Raw genomic sequence first — 19,957 nt, 5'->3', positions numbered from 1 at the left:
GCAAGACAGGATAACGCACCATGACGGATTCAAACTGTACCGACACAACGATACTGGCCTCGCCAGCGGCGCAGGTATCGGAAGAGGAGCACAATCCTCATCATTTTTCGCTGCGCTGGTCACGGGATGCGCAGGGCGAACCGCTCATCTGGCGGGGGGAACAAGAAGATCCACTGCATACACATCTCACGCTGAACGATGACGCTCTGGCGTTTGAGAGTGCTGCGGGTCTGACGCTGTGGTTGGATAAACCTCTGGTGGGGAATTATCGTATCGCCTTTACCCGTGAAGTGCGTTTGGCGGGGGGCGCTTACGATCGATTGTCAGACGTTAACCAGTTTTGGGCTGCACGAGATCCGCAACGTAGCAATCTTTTTACTCGACGCGGGCAGTTGAATGAGTATGACAACCTCGCACTGTATTATGTCGGGATGGGCGGTAACTGGAACAGCACCACCCGTTTTCGCTACTACAATGGGCAGGGCGATCGCGCATTGCTAGGAGAATACACCGATGCTGCACACCTGCTGCAACCCGGCAGGCAATATCGCATTGTGATTGAAGTAGCGCAGGGAGAAACCCGCTTCTGGGTGGACAACACCCTTTACTTCAGTGCTCACCTGTCTGAATCCTCTCAAGCGGGTTATTTCGGTTTGCGTACTGTGTTTTCACACCAGGTTATCCGGGACTTCACCCTCACCTGCGGGTAACACATCCACTACCCCGTGCAGGTCTTGGTCGACCTGCACAAAGGTATCGATCAGCTTACGCGTCAGCAGTGACAATCGGGCATCGGCCAGTGACACAATGCCATAATGGGTATAAAACGCCTCGCTGTTGTCATCCAGTCCGGCAATCTTCAGCATGTGCAGCCCTTGCTGTGCCGAGGAGTGACCGTGGTTGGTGGTGCCGATCGCATCCGAATGGCGGATGGCTTCCAGTAGACTGTAGCCGTTTTCACATTCAATGTTGGTGCGGATGTCCTGTTTGCCGCTCAGTTCAACCAGTGCACGGTGTAAATTGGGCGGGCGAATGGTGGCCGCCAGCGGATAAGCAAACAACTGTTCGACGCTTATCTCTTCAAAGGCGGTCAGTGGATGCCCCTTGCGGCAGCAGAAACCCCAGCGGTGCTTGCTCAATGGCTGCACCCGGTAGCGGGTATCAAATTCATAGTTACGGGTGTCGGCGACGATAAAGCTCAGCGTTTCCGCCATCAGTCGCTCGCCGAGTGCCTGCCAGTTATCCACGCGAAACACCATGCGTACCTTGGGATAGTCGCGGGAGAAACGGCCAATCACCTGTGGCATCAACCAGGCTGCGGGAGCAGGACCGCAGCCAAAATGCACTTCTCCTGCTTCTTTTTCGTTGAATTGCTGAATATCGTTGAACAGATCCTGCGTTTGGTTGATCAATCGACGCGCATGATCCAACACCACGCGCCCTTTGGGGGTGGGTTGCAATGGGTTGTTGCGATCGATCAACCGCGCACCGAATGCGTGTTCCAGTGATTGGATGCTGCGGCTGAACGCCGATTGAGAAAGCTTCATCGCCTGCGCTGCCGCAGTGAAATTGCGATGTTCAATCAAGGCGATAAAATGCCGTAACTGGCGGAGATCGATATTCATATCAGCAGGATGCTTCCGAGCAGAAAAACGGACAATACTGCGCACGCTAACAGTATCCTGCGGTAAAAAAAAAGAATAAATCCCTTCGAGATATAGCGTGTAGTTATAAAAAAATCGAGCGGCTACCCCTCAGTGAGTAATAATAAAAAACGCTTTTGAATTTGAGGGATATATGTTCATGATAGCGCTAATCCCTTGTTAATCAGCAGGAGTAGCGAGCTATGTCAGTGTCGGCAAGAAATCAACTTTCTGGTGTGGTGGCGTCAGTAACGGAAGGCGCGGTCAATAATGAAGTGGTTCTGACGTTGGAAGGGGGGGAAACCCTGACCACCGTGATCACCCGTGCCAGCAGCAACACGCTGGGCCTGGTACCGGGTAAAGTGGCGATTGCACTGGTCAAGGCTCCTTGGGTGATTCTGGCTTCGGCCAACAGCGGCCTGGTGTTCTCCGCACGCAACCAATTTCGTGGCAAAGTGACCTCTGTTATTCCCGGCGCGGTCAACTCTACCATTCATTTGGTCACCGACAGCGGGTTGGCGTTGACCTCGACGATCACCAATGAAAGTGTGGCAGAGATGCAGGTCAGCGTGGGCAGTGAGCTGATTGCCCTGATTAAGGCCTCCAGCGTTATTTTAGCGACCAAAGCCTGACAAAGCCGCGTTCGGTATGCCATTACGGCTCGCGCTCTGGGCCGAGGGTGATGACTCTATCGGCGCTGGCGAGAGTCGATTCTCGATGCGCAATGATGATTCGGGTAATGTTCATCTGCCTGATCGCCAGATTGACAGCAGCTTCACTCTCTTTGTCCAGCGCGCTGGTGGCTTCATCCAGAAACAGAATGCCCGGTTTACGATAGAGGGCGCGAGCGATAAACAGGCGCTGTTTCTGTCCGCCAGAAAGCCCTTCACCCAGTTCCCCTATCAGGGTTTCATAGCCCATTGGCAATGCCATGATGGTGTCGTGAATGTAGCTGGCTCTGGCACACTCCATCATCCATGTGTCATCCATCTCTTGCTCAAAACCGCAGATGTTCTCGCGTATCGAGGCGCTGAACAGCCGATCTTCTTGTAATACACACCCGATCATTTTGCGGTAATTGTTCACGCCCATGTGCTGAATATCGTTACCGTCGATCAGGACCTTTCCAGATTCTGGCATAAACAGTCCGCACAGCACTTTCATCAGCGTGGTTTTTCCCACACCGGAGGGGCCAGCAATCGCCACGCTTTCTCCCGGCGCGATAGTGATGTTCAAATCGCAGAATACCGGGGCAGAAAGGCTGTCGTAACGAAAGCTCAACGCCTGAGTGGTTAATGCGCGCGGGCGCATGTCAGCCTGAGCACCGATCGTGGGCATGATGGCCTCTCGCTCACACAGTGCGATATCGCTGATGCGCTCGTTGTGCAGGCCCATCATGCGCAGTTGCAGAATAAACGCGACCAGCGAGGCAATGCGGTCAGAAAATTGGCTGCGAAACGCCGAGAACGCCACAAACATCCCAAGGGTCATCTGATTATCGATAACCAGATCGATACCGAACCACAGGATCACCACTTGATCGCAGGCGGCGATAAAGGTGTTCACACCGCCGAAGAGCAGATCCAGTCGGGTGATGCGGATGCCGGTATTGAGGGTGTCGACTTGCAGATTCAGCCAGTGGGTGTGCCGTCGTTCGCCCATGCCTTGCATCTTGATGGTGGCAATGCCGTACAGCGTCTCCATAAAATAGGAGCTGGCACGCGCGCTCCTGACCAGCGCCTCTTCAGACAACTGCCGATAGTAGCTGTAAGTAGCAAAACGGGTCAGGATATAGACAAGGGTGAAACCGCCCACCAACAGTGTCAGGTGGCCGCCATACAGCCACATCATAATCAGCACCCCCACCACCATGATGCTATCCATGATGGCACCGACCACGCTGGCGGTGAAGGTGGCTCGCAGCGTGTCGAGAGAGCCAAAGCGTGAGTGGATGTCTCCCAGTTTCCGCTTTTCGAAATAATCCAGCGGCAAATTCAGCAGGTGCATAAAGAGGCCTGATTGCCATTGCACGTTGATCAGCGTTCCCATCACCAGTGATGACCAGGCGCGAACCATACTGATGGCGGCCCGTAGCAGAATAAAAAACATCAGCGCAAGACAGATCAGGCTCAATAACCCGCGATCGGCGGCGGGAAGGGCATGATCCATGACCAACTGCGTGCCAACGGGAACGATAAGCGTGATGGCTTCGATGACCAGAGAAAGACAAAAAATCTTGATCAACGCCCCTTTGAGTCCGTGCACGCTGCGGATCAACTGCCAAGCGCTGAGGCGCTGTGTGACCTCTTCTGCCTTAAACTCACTGCCCGGCCACACCTCCAGCGCGACACCGGTGAAACTGCGTGATAGCTCGGCCAGTTCAACGGTGCGACGTCCCTGTGCCGGATCGTGCACCACAACGCGGTTATGCGTGGCGCTGACCAACACAACAAAATGGTTGAAGTTCCAGTGCAGGATACAAGGGGTTTTCAGCGCTTTAAGCTCGTGCAGATCCACCGTTAGCGCACGCGTTGTCATCCCCAACTGTGTGGCGAAGTCGTTCAATCCGGCAAGCGTGGTGCCACGGGTGGAGAGCCGAAACTGTTGGCGCAGTGCGTTCAGATCGATATTTTTACCGTAGTAGCTACAGATCATCGCCAGACAAGCCAGCCCGCATTCGGCTGATTCGGTCTGGTGCAGCATCGGGAGTCGGCGGCGCAACCCCAGATCCAACTGATCGATAATACTTTTGCGCCAACGGTTATTCATGTACCGGCCCTGTGGCGCTGTGTTTCATGTCGTAAAACGGCGCCAGCATCCACTGATATATTTTCCGCTTTTCGAGAAACAACGTGGTTTGCGCTTTCATCCCGTTTTCCAGATGGAGTATTTTTCCGTTGTAAGGGATCGTTTGTTTATCCGGTTTGACCAATACCTTGTAATAGGGAATCGCGGCGACACGGTTAGTCGGTGCGCCCTGATAGGTTTGCATTTCCTGTTGTGAGGCGGGCGCTTTTGAGATCAGTTGCACCGTGCCGGAGAATTGGCCAAATTTTCCAGCAGGAAAGGCCTCGTAGCGAATATTGACGTTGTCGTTGATGGCGATGTAAGGCACTGCATCGTTAGGTACCCAGATCACTAAGTAGAACGCGGAGACGGTATCCGGCATGATTTGCAGCAGACTATCGCCCACGTTAATCATTTGCCCCACGCTAACGCTTAAGGAGTCTATTTTTCCGCTGGATAACGCGCGAATAATAATTTCACCTTCTGCATCTGCATTCACCCGTTCCTTCTGTAATTCATAGCGTTGTAATTCCATATGATAAATTCGATTATCAAACTCGGCTTCCTGCGTACGCAGTTCGCTTTCCAGTCCGGTAATTTTTAATGCATTTTGTTCATTCTGAGTGTTTAAGCTAAGCAGGTTATTCTGTTGCTGATAATAAAGTGCTACCTGATTGATTAACTGATCCTTGTTAATTAAGCCTTTCATCTGATAACGGCGATAATTCTCCATGTTGGTTTTCATTATGCTTATACCTTCTTCAGCGCGCGTCAAAATGGCAGAAGAGCGTTCAAGAGCGTCACTGTATTGTTTTTTTTGTTTATTCAATGCCTCTAATGTGGATGATTTGCTCTTTTCAATACGTGAAATGATATTGTCGATACGCACCAACTGGTTTTCTATGTCTTTACGGTGGTTATCACTGACAACGCCACTGCGGGTGCTTTTACTGACATCAATACGATAAAGGGGATCGTTTTTTTTAATTTCTTGCCCTTCGGTAACATATTTCTTCACAACAAACCCCTGTACACCTGAATAAATACTCACGGGGCGAGGGTGTGTGCTAATTTCTCCCCCGACATTGACGCGTCGGGTGTAAGTGCCAAAAGTGACAAAGAGTATAAAAGAGAATAGAAAAAACAGGCAAACCAGCGCGGTTAACCACGGTGATATGCCAGGGAGTAAAAGGGCTTTTCCCTGCCATGGCATTTTTCTGTGTCCTAACGCTTCCTTGCGAAACACGCATACCTCTCTGCATATTATTTATAGCTAATACAGGGGTTAAACTTTCGAAAAACGCACCTATTCAACGGTGGTGCGCTATAGCATAGTTATTCCCCTACTGATGTCAATGTTGTGGGAGGGAATTCATATTTTTATAAAGGTAATGATTAATTTAAAAAATAAATAAAGAAAAAATAAAACAAAGGTTAAACCACTTTCAGTGAAGCGTTGGCAGGATGAAATAAATGAAGTTAGAATGAGCGAAAACGTAAAAAAGTTACATTCTATTTTCTCATCTTCTTGTATGCATGTTGATGTCTGCTTATGAGATGTGGAGCGAAAAATGTTATCAGAGATTTTTACTCCAGTATGGTTGCCAGTGATGTCCTACATTATTTTTTTGCGTAATAGAAAAACAAAAAAACATTTTGTTCATGTTTCATATATTGTGTTTGTTTCCTGTTTTGCTGGATTCTTCTATCCCTTATCAAAGGATATTCTACACGACACAGACATTCATTTTTCACTGGCAACAAGTTTGGTTTCTTCATTGGTATCAATCTTTTTAGATATGATAATTTTCTTTTTATTTGTATTTAACAGGAGGTCGTATGAGAGAAATTGATGAAAGCATGTTGATAACTATCTCGGGTGCAGGGAATGACCAGGCGAGCAGTAATAAGGAATTGCTTAACACGCTGGGAGAAAATATGGCGTGGGGCGCCGGGTTCGGCGCTATCGCTGGCCCTGGAGGTGGTGTCGCTGGCGCTGTAGGAGGGGCTGCGACTGGTGCAATACAAGCCGTTGTGCAGGAAGCGGTTAAACACGGCCCGGTCAATGTACCGATCCCTGTTGTTCCGATGGGGCCGACCTGGAACGGCAGCGGCGGTGGTGTGTCACCCTGTGCGATGGATAAAGAACTGGCCATTGCTCGTCCTCAATCGTGTTAAGTTCGTTAGTGGTATAACATTTATCGCAGGATGAATGTGCAGAAGGGCAGCATTTTGCAGCCCTTCTGTCGTTGTACCAACGATTATTTATTCGCCTTCATTTTAAAGGTTACATCGCCCCAGTTGACGCAAGCGAGTTCGACATCTTTAGTGTCAAATATATAGGGTGAAATTCAATTTTTTATCAAACTAATGCCCAATTTAATAAATAAATAAAGAAAAAATCAAACTGCTTTCGTGAAGTACTGGTAGGATGGAATGGATAATATCAGAATAAAAAACGTATTGAAGGTACATTGCATTTGCTTATTCTCTTGTGTGCCTATCGATGCCTAATCGTCAGGTTTGGAGCGAGACATGTTATCAGATATTTCTTCTCCAGTGTGGTTGTCAGTAATGTCTTATGTATTTTTTTTGCGAAAGAGGAAGGCAAAAAGTTATTTCTTACATATTTCATTTATTGTGTTTTTGTCCTGTTTTGTTGGATTCTTTTATCCCTTGTCAATAGATGATTTGCTCAGTATGGACATCCATTTTTCATTGGAAACGAGTCTGGTGTCTTCATTGGTATCAATGGTTTTAAATATGATAATTTTCTTTTTATTTGTATTTAACAGGAGGCAGTATGAGAGAAATTGAAGAGTGTATGTTGATAAATATCTCAGGTGCAGGGGGGAATCAAGCAGACGATAACTAGCAATTACTTAATTCTATAACTAATAATATGGCGTGGGGCGCAGGTATAGGCGCTATATGGGGGCCTGGCGGTGCAGTCGCAGGTGCCATATCGGGTGCTGCGGGGGCGGCGGTGCAAACGGTCGTGAGCGGTGCCGTTGAACACGGCCCGGTCAATGTACCGATCCCTGTTGTTCCGATGGGGCCGACCTGGAACGGCAGCGGCGGTGCGTCACCCTGTGCGATGGATAAAGAGCAGGCGATCTTTCGTCCTCAATCGTGTTGAATACCGACGAGTGACATAACATCGATTACAGTGTGAATGTGCAGAAGGGCAGCCAAAATGCTGCCCTTCTGTCGTTGTATCACCGATTATTCTGCGGAATCTTCCGGGTCCGGTTCGAGCACGTGATACGCCACGGCACAGAACAGTGAATTAAGGCGGCGAATATCCCCCAGCAGCCCCATATGCAGTGAGCTGGTTTCCAGACTCTGCGGATTTTGTTGATGTAAACGCTCAACGTGCGCATGGGAGTAGCGTCGTCCCAGCAGAATCAAACGGTGCTTGGCACGGCGCAGGCGTTTGGCGTTGGTCATGTCTCCGGTGAGAAACACCGACATTGCCAGTGAGAGGGAGCTGGTGAGGCGTTGATGCAGTGACAACAGTTCCTCCATACCTTCGGAGGATAAGGAGAGTCGGGCATCCAGCGCCTTGTTGGTGAACGACGATGAAATATGTTCGAGGATGCCGCCCGCCTGTTTCAGGTTTAACGCCGTATCGATCACTTCCGCCCAACGGCGTGAATCCTCCTCTCCCAGATCGTCTTGGCGAATCTGTGCCAGATAGAGCTTGATGGCACTGTGAAGCATATCGGCCTCTTCATCAAGGCGACTGATCTCGCGTTTTTGCTCTCTGTCACCCAACAACACCAGGCGAAAACGTTCCAGCATTTGCGCCACCACATCGCCCAGTCGCAGCGTTTCGCGTACCGCATTGGCGAGAGCAAGCGAAGGGGTATCCAGCGCGCTGTTGTCGAGATAGCGCGGTGCGGCGGTGGCGTTGTTGATATCCTCATGGGGCACCAAACGGCGACACAGACGCGCCATACTGCTCACCAGTGGCAGCATTATCAGGCAGCGCAGCAGGTTATAGACGACATGAAAATAGATGACGGCTTCGTCGGATGCGACGCCCGTGCGGCTTATCCACTGCGCTAACGGTGCCAGCCAGGGCAAAATCAACACGCAGCCGATAATCTTGAACAACATGCTGCCAAGGACCAATTGCCGTGCGCTGGCAGGTTGTCCGCGCCCTCCGAGTATCGCCAGCACACCGCTGCCGAGGTTGGCACCAATCACGATGCACAGTGCCATTTTCAGCGGCAGCAGTGCGGTCGCCGCCAGCGTCGCTGTCAGCAGTACGGCGGCAAGGCTGGAATAGCTGACCATGGCGAACACGGCCCCAAGCAGCAGCGCCAGCAGCGTGTCATCCGAAATAGAGGTGAAAATTACCAGAATGGCGCTGGAATGGGTGATGGGGGCTGCGGCGGCGACAATCAACTCAAGCGCCAGCAGGATCAATCCAAGGCCGATACCGACACGTTCCAACTGGCCGACGCGGGCTTTGCGGTTAGACAGAAATGCCACGATCCCGCAGAGCAACAGCAGGGGAGAAAGCCAGCCCAAGTCGAACGTCAGGATACGCGCCATGAGCGCGGTACCGACATCCGCCCCCAGCATAATCACCAATGCAGGGGAAAGCGCAATCAGTTGCTGTGATACAAAAGAGATGGCCAGCAGCGCAGTGGCGTTACTGCTTTGCACCAGCGCCGTTACGCCGATCCCCGCCAGAAACGCCATGCTGGTTTTCTTGATGCTGGCACTCAATATACGGCGCAGGTTTGCGCCATAAACTCGCATAATACCCGTGCGTACGATATGGGTACCCCATACCAGCAGTGCAACGGAAGAGAGCAAATGCAGCAGCGTCAACATAGTCTATCCTGATGAATCATTGTGGTTTCAAATGCAGGCCGCACTGATTGGATCTCCAGTCCAGCACACTAGATGCTAACGAAGTGTATCACATATCCCTCTGATATTTTATTTTGTCCTGAAATTATGGGTAAATAATAGAATTAAACACTGCCTTCAAGGGGGTAATCTGATAATTTTTCTTAATTGATGCCTCTGGCCTTATTGTAATATTACAAATCACCAACAAAAAGAGCCAGAATAATGCTGGCTTGAGCAAGGGGGAATTGAAGTGCCAAGATAGTGGGTTTTTCATGTTATTTATTCATGCGTAACGTGTAGACCAAAATTTCGACATATTATCCAATAAATTCAATGATAAATCATTATGCAGTTTCTGCATGGCGCATGCGAATCTGGTCTTTTGTTCACTCCGGTTTGTGTTTTCAACCGACATTGACGTTTCTGGAAAGCTGATTTGTCTTTTTGGTAAACCGATTTGGGGAATAAACCTTGACAATCTTAGTGAAAATAAAAAAGGATAGGTTGCTGCAATTGACTGAGTGTCATCCCTCGAGATGTATGCATAACGTTTACAACACCTAAAACGGATTTTTTTAACGGTTCCGTTTCTTATTCCGTTATCAATCTCAGCAATATTTCTGGCGTGTGCTGCACGCCGGACGCAGTTTTTTTGTTCATTTGTCGCGGCATCAGCGTGGAAAAAACGGCGCTGAGCGTGACATTTTTACCAACGCAGGGGACTCAAAAGGGGATTTGTATGTCGGAAGAGATCACGCAGCCAACGACGCAGCGTACGGGCCTACTCAGGAAAGCAGGGCCCTACATCGCGCTGGTGGGGGCGATTTTGTTTTTTTCAGGGCTATTTTTTAAGGTCAATGGGCTGAATTGGCTGGGTGCCTTCGATTTTACCACGCTGGGCGGTAGCTTTGGTGCCATCAAAGAGGGTGGAAACTTTATCGGAGCGGGCGGCATCAGTGCCAAAGCGGGCTTTATCTTCGCTCTGTCTCTGGTTCCTACGGTGATGCTGGCGTTGGGCGTGCTGGAAATTTTCACCCACTACGGTGCTATCCGCGCTGCGCACCGTCTGTTGACGCCACTGCTGCGTCCGCTGCTTGGCATTCCCGGTCTGACGGGGCTGGCGATGATCACCGATCTGCAAAGTACCGATGCCGGTGCGGCGCTGACCAAAGAGTTGAGCGATCGCGGCGATATCACGCAGAAAGATTTGGTGATCATGAGTGCATGGCAGTACTCCGGTGCCGGGCTTATCAATAACTACTTCACGATTGGCTCCGCGCTGTTTCTCTCCATGACGGCACCGATTGTGATTCCGCTGGTGCTGATGTTCATCATGAAGTTTGTCGGTGCTGCGCTGGTGCGCGTGGTGCTTAATACGGTTTATCGCAAGGATTTTCAGAATGAGCAATAACAGCCCAGCCAAGGTGTCCAACAACCCGTTCGATATTTTTGTGGTTGGGGCGCGTAAAGGCTTCAATATCGCTATCAATAACCTGCTGCCCAACGTGTTGATGGCTTATGTGATCGCGGAAATTCTGAATTTACTCGGCATTATGGCGCTGCTGGGCAAAGTGTTCGCACCGATCATGGGCCTGTTTGGCCTGCCCGGTGAAGCGATCACCGTGCTGCTGACCTCTTGGCTTTCCGCCTCGGCGGGCACTGGCGTTGCTGTCAGCCTGCTTTCCAAAGGGACGCTGGATGGTCATATGGTGACGATTCTGGCTCCGGCCATTTTCCTGATGGGCTCACAGTTACAGTACATGGGCCGCTTGCTCGGGGTGGCGGATGTGCCGAAAAAATACTGGCCGCTGCTGATGCTGACCAGCATTATCAACGCCATGATTGCCATGCTGATCATGCGCGTGTTTTTTGCCTGATGCTGTCGATGCCGCCACGGAGGTTGTTGTCCGGCATGATTGACCTCCTGCGGCACGCATAAAGAGAAAAGAGAGCGTAACTATGTCCATCGTATTAGAGCATTACAACTACCTGCACACCATTCCTGAGCTGGGTTTTCAGGAGTTTAAAACCTCGGACTACCTTGCCAGCAAAATGGAGGCGGCGGGATATCGCGTCACGCGCGGTATTAACGGCACGACCGGTATTGTGGCGGAATTAGACAGCGGCGAGCCCGGTCCGCTGCTGGCACTGCGCGCGGATATGGATGCGCTGGGCCACATCATCGACGGTGAGCATTGTGCTCGCCACACCTGTGGGCACGATGCGCACTCCTCGGTAGTATTGACGGCGGCGCAAGAGATTATCCGCGAAGGTATCGTCAAAAAAGGCCGTCTGCGCATTCTGTTCCAGCCCGCAGAAGAGCTGGGCACTGGAGCCATTGCCATGGTGGAAGGCGGCGCGCTGGACGATGTGGATATGATCCTCGGTTTCCACCTACGCCCGGTTGAAGAGTGTGTGCTGGGCGAAGCGGTGCCTGCAATGTACTATTCTGCCAGCAGTACCTTTGAAGTGACCTTCCACGGTAAGCCGGCGCACGGCGCGCGTCCTCATCTGGGGGTAAACGCATTAGAGGCTGCTGCGCAGGCAGTGATGGCGGTTAAAGCCATTCCACTGCCGCCACATTTGACCTGGAGCGTCAAGGCAACCCGCTTCCTGTGCGACGCCGGTGTGACCAACTCGATTCCAGATCGCGCCACGGTGTGCTGGGATTTACGTTCTGCACAGAACGACCTGATGCAAACGCTGAAAGAGAAAGTCAAACTGGCGATTGAGCACAGCGCTGCCGCGCTGGGTGCTACCGCTGATGTGGTGCTGACCAAAGAGATTCCGGCAGCGGAAATTCATGACGAAGCCACTTTGCTTATCAGCGAGGCGATTGTTGATGTGCTTGGCCCGCAGGGGCTGACCGAGCCGAAAAGCACTGCGGGCGGTGAAGATTTCTTCTTCTACCCGCGTCTGCGTCCCGAGGTGAAAGCGGGCTTTTGGGGATTGGGCACCAACCTGAAACCCGGCTTGCATCACCCGGACATGCATTTCGATCTCAACTCACTGGAAGTGGGTGTGCGCGTGTTTAAACGCTGCGTAGAGAAAGCGTTAGGCTAAATACCTCCAACGCCCCTGCCGGGGCGTTTTTCCTGCATTAATCCCCATTTTTTTGATATCGCGCTGCCGACTGTCGGGCGCTATCTGCTAGTGTGTGACAGATATTTTTTATCAGGACGCACTGCTGTGAATACCCCGTTGCTACAGGTTGAACATCTTGAAGTTGCGCTGGCGCATACATCACGTGCGCTGCTGCACGATGTGTCATTTTCGCTGGTACCGCATCGTTGCCTTGGGGTGATTGGAGAGAGTGGCAGTGGCAAAAGCCTGCTGTGCCGCGCGCTGTTGGGGCTGCTCAATACCGCTTTTGTTTGTCGCGGCAACATGCGTTTTGCTGACGATGAACCACTAGGGTTTCATGATGCCGCGCTGCGCCGCTATCGCGGACGGGACATCAGCCTGATTCCACAACACCCGATGACAGCCTTCGATCCGCTGCAACCCATCGGGAAGCAGATGGTGGAAACCCTGTGCGCGCATTTGGCGCTGCGGCTACGTGAGGCCAAAGAGAAGGCCATCGCATTGCTGCAACAGGTGCGTCTGGAAAATGCGGCTAAGCGCTTTGATGATTACCCCGCCCAACTGAGCGGCGGCATGTTGCAGAGGGTGACGATTGCCATTGCGCTCGGGCTGTCTCCACGCCTGCTGATTGCCGATGAGCCCACCAGTGCGCTGGATGCGGTTACGCAGGCGGAGATCGTACAGCTGTTTGCTGAACTTCGCTCCCGTAATGCGATGACGCTGCTGTTTGTGTCTCACGATCTGGGCGCTATCCAGCGCCTGGCAGACCGTGTGATGGTCATGCATCAGGGGAGGGTGGTGGAACAGGGGGAAACCGATGCTGTGCTGAGCCATCCTCACCATGCGCATACCCGTTATCTGGTGGAGGCGCGGCAGGCGATGTTACGTCGCTACGCCCAGTGGGTTCCGCCCGTTGCCGTGCAGGAGGCGGGAGCATGAGCGTCTGGCTTGAAGCACGTGACCTGAGTCAGCGCTATCAACTGCGCGCCACGGGAGAATGGCAGGCTGCGCTGCAATCCGTTTCGTTCAGCATTGCACGCGGTGAATGCGTGGGGATCGTCGGTGCCAGTGGCAGTGGGAAAAGCACGTTGGGGCGCGTGTTGCTTGGCCTTGAGCGCCCTGAGGTAGGAGAGGTAATACTGGCGGGCACGTCGCTGTATGAAAAATCGGGCCTGTGGCGACGCGGCATCGGCAACGGTGGGCGCGTTGGCGCGGTGTTTCAGGATTATGCTTCCTCGGTAAATCCCTTGATGTGCATTACCGACATTGTGGCCGAGCCCCTGCGGTTACAGCGGCGGTTAGGTCGGATGGCGGCGCGCGAACGCGCGGGGGCGTTACTGCATCAGGTAGGATTGGACGACACGCTTGGCATACGCTATCCGCACCAGCTTAGCGGTGGACAGATGCAGCGCGTGTGCATCGCCCGCGCCATCGCCTGTGAGCCTGAACTGGTGGTGCTGGATGAAGCGGTTAGCGCACTCGATGTGGCGGTTCAGAGACAAATTCTTGATTTATTAGCTGAGTTACGGCAACGTCTGGGCCTAACTTATCTGTTTATCAGCCACGATCTCACGGCCGTGACCTATTTGTGTCAACGCGTGTTATTTTTGCATCAGGGCCGAGTCATTGAACAGGTGAATGATATGGCGGCGTTGGGGCACGTTCAGCACCCTGCTGCTCGCCGCCTGTTAACGTCGGTAATGGCGTTCTGACGCTGCTTGAGGTGCGTTTTCTCCATGTCCTCTCCCGCTCCTGCGCTGGCTCGCGTAAGCTATGTCAGCTATCTGGCACTGGTATTTCCCTTTGTTATTTCTACGCTGACCACGCCGTTGCTCGGTGCGGTGGATACCGCGCTGGTAGGGCATCTGCCCGATCCGGCCTTTATTGGTGGTGTGGCGATAGGTGCGGTCATTTTTAGCACCCTCTACTGGCTGTTTGGTTTTCTGCGTGTGAGTACCACCGGTTTTACGGCGCAGGCGCTGGACGACCCGCGTTTGCTGACCAGCGCGTTGTTTCGCCCGCTGCTGATGGCGGTGGTCATCGGCTTGGCGTTTGTGGCGTTGCAGTACCCTATTTTCTCGGCCAGCATGGCGTTGCTCAAACCGGATGCCGCCGTGCGCCAGCACGCCCATGATTTCTTTTTCATTCTGATCTGGGGGGCTCCTTTTACCCTGGTGAACTACGTCTGTCTGGGCTGGCTGATGGGGCGTTTGAAAACCCGCGCCGTGCTGCTTAATCAGATTGGCATCAATGTGCTGAATATGGTGTTGGCGCTGTGGTTTGTGCGTGGGTTGGAATGGGGGGTGCCGGGCATTGCCGGTGCTACGCTGATCGCGCAAATCAGCGGCACGCTGTTGGGCTTGCGTCTGATTCATCGCTATCTGACACCGAACAAGGCCGCCATGTCGCCTTCCGCCTTGCTCTCGTGGCGCGAGTTTAAAGCCATCATGATGGTAAATGGCGATCTGATGCTGCGTACGGTATGCCTGCTGGTGGTGACGAATCACTTTGTGGCGACCGGCGCGTCCTTTGGCACAGAAATGCTGGCCGCCAACGCGGTGCTGTTTCAGATTCACTATTTGATGGCGTATCTGTTTGACGGTTTTGCCAATGCGTCCAGCGTGTTTAGCGGCCGTGCGCGCGGGGCTAACGACGCTGACCACTTCCGTCAGACGTTGCGCTATTCTGCGCTGTCTACGCTGTGGATGTCGGGATTGCTGGCGCTGTTATGGGCCTGGCAGGGAGATAGCGTTATCGGCTGGTTTACTCATCAGGGGGAGATTGTCGCGCTGTGTCAACGCTATAGCCTCTGGCTGATGGTGTTTCCGCTGTGTGGCGCAGCAGGCATTATTTTTTACGGCGTGTTTACCGGTATCACCTACACTGCACCGGTGCGCAATTCCATGTTGCTGGCGCTCATGGCCTGGTTTGTCGCGTGGTACTTTTTGGTGCCGGTGTACGGCAATCACGGTTTGTGGCTGGCGTATCTGGCATTCAGCCTCGGACGTTCGGGCTTTTTACTGCTGTGGCTGCCCGGTGCGAGCCGTCGTCTCAGCCACGTGCACGCCCTATAAATTCACAGTCCCCTTCCACGCGCGGTGGAAGGGGAGAGTACCGGTTAGCGCAAACGTAGCGCAGAGGCTTGTTCCACACGGAAGAAGCGCACGGCGTTACGCAACTGCTCACCTTGCTCGGTCAGCGATTCTGCCGCGGTCGCGGATTCCTCTACCAGCGCGGCGTTCTGCTGAGTGACCTGATCCATCTGATCGATGGCAACGCTGATCTCCTTGATCCCGATATGTTGTTCATCAGACGCCATCGAAATATCCGCCACGATTTTGGATACCTGATTAACGGAATCCACCACGTCGGTCATCGCTTTGCCCGCTTTGTCAGCCTGTTGGGAGCCTTCGGTGATCTTCTCTACCGTGCCCTCGATCAGTGCTTTGATCTCCTTGGCGGCATCGGCACTTTTCTGTGCCAGCGTACGCACTTCACCGGCAACCACGGCAAACCCTTTGCCTTCGCTGCCAGCACGGGCCGCTTCCACCGCCGCGTTCAGTGCAAGGATATTGGTTTGGAAGGCAATGCCCTCGATCACAGCGATAATATTGACGATCTTCTGCGAACTGTGAGAAATTTCCTGCATCCGCGCCAGCATATCGTTAACGATCTCACCGCCCTGTGACGCGGTATCAGAGGTCTTCTGTGCCAATGAACTGGCTTCGCGGGCGTTATCCGCATTTTGTCGTACCGTTTGCGTTAATTGCTGCATGTTAGACGAGGTTTGCAGCAGCGAAGCGGCCTGCTCTTCGGTGCGTTGTGACAGATCGCTATTGCCTTGGGCGATCTCATTTGACGCCATGGTGATGGATTCACTGCCGTCAATAATATTACGCACGGTGTCTGCCAGCCGCTGATTCATATGGCTGATGGCTGCCAGCAGGCTGTGGTTGTCCCCCGGACGCAGGGCGATGGCCGTCAGCAGGTTGCCAGTGGAGATTTCGTTCATGATTTCCATGGCATAGCGTGGTTCACCGCCTAATTGACGAGAGATGCTGCGTGAAATAACCAGCGCCAATGCGCACGACATCACCACTGCCAGTAGCAGCATGCCGAGCAGCGTGTATTTCGCGTCCTGATAGCCTTTGCTGGCCTCGCGGGCTGCGGCGTTACCTTTTTCAATTTCCAGATCGACCAGTTTGGCCAGATCTTTCATCAACTGACCACGATATTGTGATGATACTGCGCCGCTGATGCGTGAAGCCTCTTCCAGTTGACCTTTGCTGACGGCATTGATCACGTCCTGATTTACGGCGCTAAACTTCCCGAAGCCCTCAATAATCGGGTCTAACAATGGTTTCTGACCGCTATCGGTCAGCAGTTTGGTGTAGCTGTCCAGCGCGCGCTGGAAGATCGCGGTATCTTCCAGTAACTCAACGCGATGTCCTTCACGTTCTTTGTCGGTGACCGAGGCGATATATTGGATCTGTTGCAGGCGAATCTCGGACAGCGTGCCCCGCATTTCCAGCGTGTAGCGCACGCCGGGCAAGCGGCTATCACGGTAGGATTCGATATTCTGGTTGTTGAGATGCAACTGATACAACGCGGCGCTACCGAGCAACAACATCAGTATGATCAATATTGAAAAACCGGAAAGCAGTTTGGTTAACAGTGAAAGCTGAGACAGTTTTTTTATCATCATAAAATACCAGGGGGGAATGTTATTCAGGGTAACGGCACGCTGAGGGAATTCTTTATCCGAATTAAAACGCTGCGACACTTTTTTGTTTCTTTTTACATGTTCATCAAAAAACGCGTTTTTTTCGGTTGATTTTTATTGTCTTTCAGCGATTGTTGCTGGCGCTTCAGCCTGTTGTGGCGCGGCTTTGTGCACCGTGTGGGTTTTTCATCACGCCATGGCATTATGAATAAAAAATAGACAAATAAAGCCCCGCTGAGAAATTAAAAAATAATAGGTGTGATCATTATTGCTACAATAAATTTCACTGAAAATAAGGCCACATAGTTCCCCTCATTCGTCATCAGGAATGTCATGATGAGGTGAAGCCGCGCATCGTGGCGCTAAACGGTAATGTTATACAGAGAGTGTGTTATGTCGCGCGCCCAACGCTTACTCGCGTTATTACAGCTATTACGCCAGCACCGTTTCCCGGTGAGAGGTGAGCAGTTAGCCGAGCAACTTGGCGTCAGCCTGCGCACGCTCTATCGCGATATTCGCACGCTGCAAGCGCAAGGGGCCAATATCGAGGGGGAGGCCGGCGTGGGTTATCTGCTGCGCCCCGGGTTTATGCTGCCGCCGCTGATGTTTTCCCCTGAAGAGTTGGAAGCTATTGCGCTGGGAGCCCGCTGGGTGAATGAACGCGGTGACAGCCACCTCGCCGCCGCTGCACAATCGGCGCTGGGAAAAATTGGTGCGGTGCTTCCGCAGCCGTTGCACTATGTGATGGAACACTCTGGGCTACGCGTTGGCCTGAGCGAAGCGCATAAAAGTGATGACGACGTGATGTATCAACTGAGGTTGGCGATTCGTCAGGAGCAGAGGATAGACATTGTCTATCGTGACCTTAAAAACCAGCCCTCAACGCGTACGCTATGGCCATTAGCATTGGGGTATTTCGATCAAACGCAACTGCTGGCGGCCTGGTGCGAACTGCGGCAGGATTTCCGTCATTTCCGCACCGATCGCATCGTGACGCTGACGCGTTTGCCCGGCCGCTTTCCGAAACGCCGTGAGCACGTGCTGCAAGCCTGGCGAAAAAGCGTGTTTGACATGGAAACGCCGCCAGACCAAAAGCCTACTGACAGAAACTGACACCCGATATCGATAACGTGCTCACAGGCCTGATGCCGCTTGCGCAGGCTCTATCATTGTGACAAGGAGTACGTGATGACGTTTGCCCCAAACAGCCTGATCCTGTATGTGCAGGATGTCGATGCCAGCGCCTGCTTTTATCAAACCGTGCTTGGCGCGCCGCCGTTGGAAACTTTCCCCGATTTCACCCTGTTTGCGCTACAGCCTGAATTCTCTCTCGGTTTACAGGCGCGTCAGGGCATATTTCCACCGCCGCAGCCGCAGGTGGGCGGCACCGAACTGTGCATGAGTCAAGCAACGGACAGCGATGTGGATGCGCTATACCGCGCGTGGGTCGCACAGGGCGTCACCATCGTGGCTGAACCTACGCGTCTGGAGTTCGGTTACACCTTTGTGGCGCAGGATCCGGATGGTCATCGACTGCGGGTTTGTGCAACGGATGTCTCGCAGTATCAGTAGGGTATAACCCCTGAGGTGATAACACTGCGACGTACTCATCGCGTCGCGGTGCTAGTCTGCTTATTGTTTAATCGAGGTAAAACACCGGTTTCAGTACGTCGCTCACCGGGCTGTTATCCGGGTTGGCGGGCATCACGTCGCTCATGTGTTTCCACCAACGCTGGCAGACGTCAGTCTGTGCCACTGCATCCCACTGTGCTTCTGACTCGATTTCGACATACCCAAACAGCAGATGACGTTTTTCGTCGAGAAAGATGCTGTAGTGGTGTGCACCGTGTGCCTTCAGCACCTTGGCCAGTTCCGGCCAGATGGGGTTGTGGCGGTGTTGATATTCGTCGTGACACGCGGGGAATACCGACATAACAAAGGCTTTGCGTAGCATGGGTAACTCCAAGGGTTAATCGGGCCGTCATCCTCCGCCTGTGGCGGAGGATGACATGTGGAGAGGATTACACCTTCAGTGCCGCTTCCATCGGCGTGACACCGAAGCGTTTGCCCAGCGCAATCAGCTCTTCCGTGGTGATGGTCTGCTTTTTGCCGCCCATGGAACGCACTTTGACCATTACTTCTGCCGCTTTTTCAGCGGTGTCGATCAGGCCAAAGGCGTCGTCCAGCGTCGGGCCGGTGCCGAAGATGCCGTGGAACGGCCACAGCACCAGCGAGTGAGACTGCATCTGCTCCGCCGTCGCGGTGCCAATGGCGTCGGTGCCCGGCACCATCCACGGTACAATGCCTACGCCGTCAGGGAACACCACCAGACATTCGGTGCTGCCTTCCCACAGCTCGCGGGTAAAGGCGGCGCTGTTCAGATCCAGCACATAGCTCAGTGCAATCAGGTTGGTGGCATGGCAATGCATGATGATGCGATCGCGTCCCTGGCTGGCCGCCATGCGCACGATGTGCGACTGGAAGTGCGCCGCCAGCTCAGAGGTAGGCAAACCGCCGCCGGTCAAGCCCCAGAAAATACGGTAGCCTTTGCCATCGTCATCCACCTGCAACAACACCAGCGTATCCGCCGGATCTAACTGCACGTTACGGAAGAACTTGCCCGAACCGGTCACGATAAACCAGCAGCCTGCCAGCTCTGGCATCGCCAGTGACAGCGCTTCGTGGCGTGGCGTCGGGGTGAAATCACTCTCATAGGGCGTGACGTCTTTGGCATCGAGGCGCAGGCTGACGTTGCCGCCATTGCGTTCGTCCCAGCCTTTGAGCCACATATCGCTGGTGGCTTTAATCATGCCTTGTACAAACCAGGAAGACAGAATTGCTTGCATAATCA

19 protein-coding genes are annotated in these 19,957 nt (G+C 52.9%); 12 read left to right on the top strand and 7 right to left on the bottom strand.

The annotated features are described in order from the left end of the window. Positions 1–20 precede the first annotated feature (20 nt). Complete coding sequence (locus J5224_RS11095) at positions 21–710, top strand: DUF6250 domain-containing protein (RefSeq protein ID WP_264625440.1); 690 nt, start codon at positions 21–23, stop codon at positions 708–710. Here J5224_RS11095 and J5224_RS11090 read toward each other — a convergent pair. Continuing rightward, entirely contained in the window at positions 669–1,625 is a 957-nt protein-coding gene (locus J5224_RS11090; protein ID WP_264625439.1) for a LysR family transcriptional regulator, read from the bottom strand. The genes J5224_RS11095 and J5224_RS11090 overlap by 42 nt on opposite strands. A gap of 221 nt (positions 1,626–1,846) precedes the next feature. On the opposite strand from J5224_RS11090, the gene J5224_RS11085 reads away from it, so the two are divergent. Then, complete coding sequence (locus J5224_RS11085) at positions 1,847–2,275, top strand: TOBE domain-containing protein (protein WP_264625438.1); 429 nt, start codon at positions 1,847–1,849, stop codon at positions 2,273–2,275. 22 nt (positions 2,276–2,297) lie between these two features. On the opposite strand, the gene J5224_RS11080 is transcribed toward J5224_RS11085, so the two are convergent. Next, the gene (locus J5224_RS11080; RefSeq protein WP_264625437.1) at positions 2,298–4,412 is read right to left on the bottom strand and encodes a peptidase domain-containing ABC transporter; all 2,115 of its coding nucleotides are present in this window, start codon (positions 4,410–4,412) and stop codon (positions 2,298–2,300) included. Continuing rightward, on the bottom strand, positions 4,405–5,676 hold the full coding sequence (locus J5224_RS11075) for an HlyD family secretion protein (protein ID WP_264625436.1): 1,272 nt from the start codon (positions 5,674–5,676) through the stop codon (positions 4,405–4,407). Before J5224_RS11075 ends, J5224_RS11080 begins: the two co-directional genes overlap by 8 nt. 593 nt (positions 5,677–6,269) lie before the next feature. Here J5224_RS11075 and J5224_RS11070 point away from each other — a divergent pair. Both J5224_RS11070 and J5224_RS35545 read left to right on the top strand, forming a co-directional pair. After that, entirely contained in the window at positions 6,270–6,608 is a 339-nt protein-coding gene (locus tag J5224_RS11070; protein WP_264625435.1) for a microcin, read from the top strand. Positions 6,609–7,416: 808 nt separating this feature from the next. Continuing rightward, positions 7,417–7,569, top strand: coding sequence for a hypothetical protein (locus J5224_RS35545; RefSeq protein ID WP_319802432.1), 153 nt, complete (start codon positions 7,417–7,419; stop codon positions 7,567–7,569). Positions 7,570–7,655: 86 nt separating this feature from the next. Here J5224_RS35545 and J5224_RS11060 read toward each other — a convergent pair whose 3' ends face one another. After that, positions 7,656–9,278: a Na/Pi cotransporter family protein gene (locus J5224_RS11060; protein WP_264625434.1), complete on the bottom strand. Its 1,623-nt coding sequence runs from the start codon at positions 9,276–9,278 to the stop codon at positions 7,656–7,658. A gap of 760 nt (positions 9,279–10,038) precedes the next feature. Here J5224_RS11060 and J5224_RS11055 point away from each other — a divergent pair. The 6 genes from J5224_RS11055 to J5224_RS11030 all read left to right on the top strand — a co-directional run bounded on the left by J5224_RS11055 (position 10,039) and on the right by J5224_RS11030 (position 15,457). After that, positions 10,039–10,710, top strand: a complete 672-nt coding sequence (locus tag J5224_RS11055) for a nucleoside recognition domain-containing protein (RefSeq protein WP_264625433.1) — start codon at positions 10,039–10,041, stop codon at positions 10,708–10,710. Further along, positions 10,700–11,176: a YjiG family protein gene (locus J5224_RS11050; RefSeq protein ID WP_264625432.1), complete on the top strand. Its 477-nt coding sequence runs from the start codon at positions 10,700–10,702 to the stop codon at positions 11,174–11,176. Before J5224_RS11055 ends, J5224_RS11050 begins: the two co-directional genes overlap by 11 nt. Before the next feature lie 82 nt (positions 11,177–11,258). Next, entirely contained in the window at positions 11,259–12,362 is a 1,104-nt protein-coding gene (locus tag J5224_RS11045) for a M20 peptidase aminoacylase family protein (RefSeq protein WP_264625431.1), read from the top strand. A gap of 126 nt (positions 12,363–12,488) precedes the next feature. Further along, positions 12,489–13,322 (top strand): ABC transporter ATP-binding protein, encoded by an 834-nt coding sequence (locus J5224_RS11040; protein WP_264625430.1) that lies wholly within the window; start codon positions 12,489–12,491, stop codon positions 13,320–13,322. Further along, positions 13,319–14,095, top strand: a complete 777-nt coding sequence (locus tag J5224_RS11035; RefSeq protein WP_264625429.1) for an ABC transporter ATP-binding protein — start codon at positions 13,319–13,321, stop codon at positions 14,093–14,095. The genes J5224_RS11040 and J5224_RS11035 overlap by 4 nt, the downstream gene beginning before the upstream one ends. 24 nt (positions 14,096–14,119) lie before the next feature. After that, complete coding sequence (locus J5224_RS11030; RefSeq protein ID WP_264625428.1) at positions 14,120–15,457, top strand: MATE family efflux transporter; 1,338 nt, start codon at positions 14,120–14,122, stop codon at positions 15,455–15,457. A gap of 44 nt (positions 15,458–15,501) precedes the next feature. Here J5224_RS11030 and J5224_RS11025 read toward each other — a convergent pair whose 3' ends face one another. Further along, entirely contained in the window at positions 15,502–17,088 is a 1,587-nt protein-coding gene (locus J5224_RS11025; protein WP_264625427.1) for a methyl-accepting chemotaxis protein, read from the bottom strand. A 411-nt stretch (positions 17,089–17,499) separates the two neighbouring features. Between J5224_RS11025 and J5224_RS11020 the strand changes: the two genes are divergently transcribed. Both J5224_RS11020 and J5224_RS11015 read left to right on the top strand, forming a co-directional pair. Then, positions 17,500–18,219 (top strand): helix-turn-helix transcriptional regulator, encoded by a 720-nt coding sequence (locus tag J5224_RS11020; RefSeq protein WP_264625426.1) that lies wholly within the window; start codon positions 17,500–17,502, stop codon positions 18,217–18,219. A 75-nt stretch (positions 18,220–18,294) separates the two neighbouring features. Next, positions 18,295–18,678 carry a VOC family protein gene (locus J5224_RS11015; protein WP_264625425.1) on the top strand — a complete coding sequence of 128 codons (384 nt, stop codon included), beginning with the start codon at positions 18,295–18,297 and terminating at the stop codon, positions 18,676–18,678. 67 nt (positions 18,679–18,745) lie between these two features. Here J5224_RS11015 and rhaM read toward each other — a convergent pair whose 3' ends face one another. Both rhaM and rhaD read right to left on the bottom strand, forming a co-directional pair. Beyond that, positions 18,746–19,060 (bottom strand): L-rhamnose mutarotase, encoded by a 315-nt coding sequence (gene rhaM, locus J5224_RS11010; RefSeq protein ID WP_264625424.1) that lies wholly within the window; start codon positions 19,058–19,060, stop codon positions 18,746–18,748. A gap of 67 nt (positions 19,061–19,127) precedes the next feature. Next, positions 19,128–19,952: a rhamnulose-1-phosphate aldolase gene (gene rhaD / locus J5224_RS11005; RefSeq protein WP_264625423.1), complete on the bottom strand. Its 825-nt coding sequence runs from the start codon at positions 19,950–19,952 to the stop codon at positions 19,128–19,130. Between the last annotated feature and the right edge of the window lie 5 nt (positions 19,953–19,957).

This window comes from Candidatus Symbiopectobacterium sp. NZEC135 (assembly GCF_025962695.1).
The sequence above is the reverse complement of the archived record's forward strand: the minus strand, read 5'-3'. Positions and strand labels throughout refer to the sequence as shown.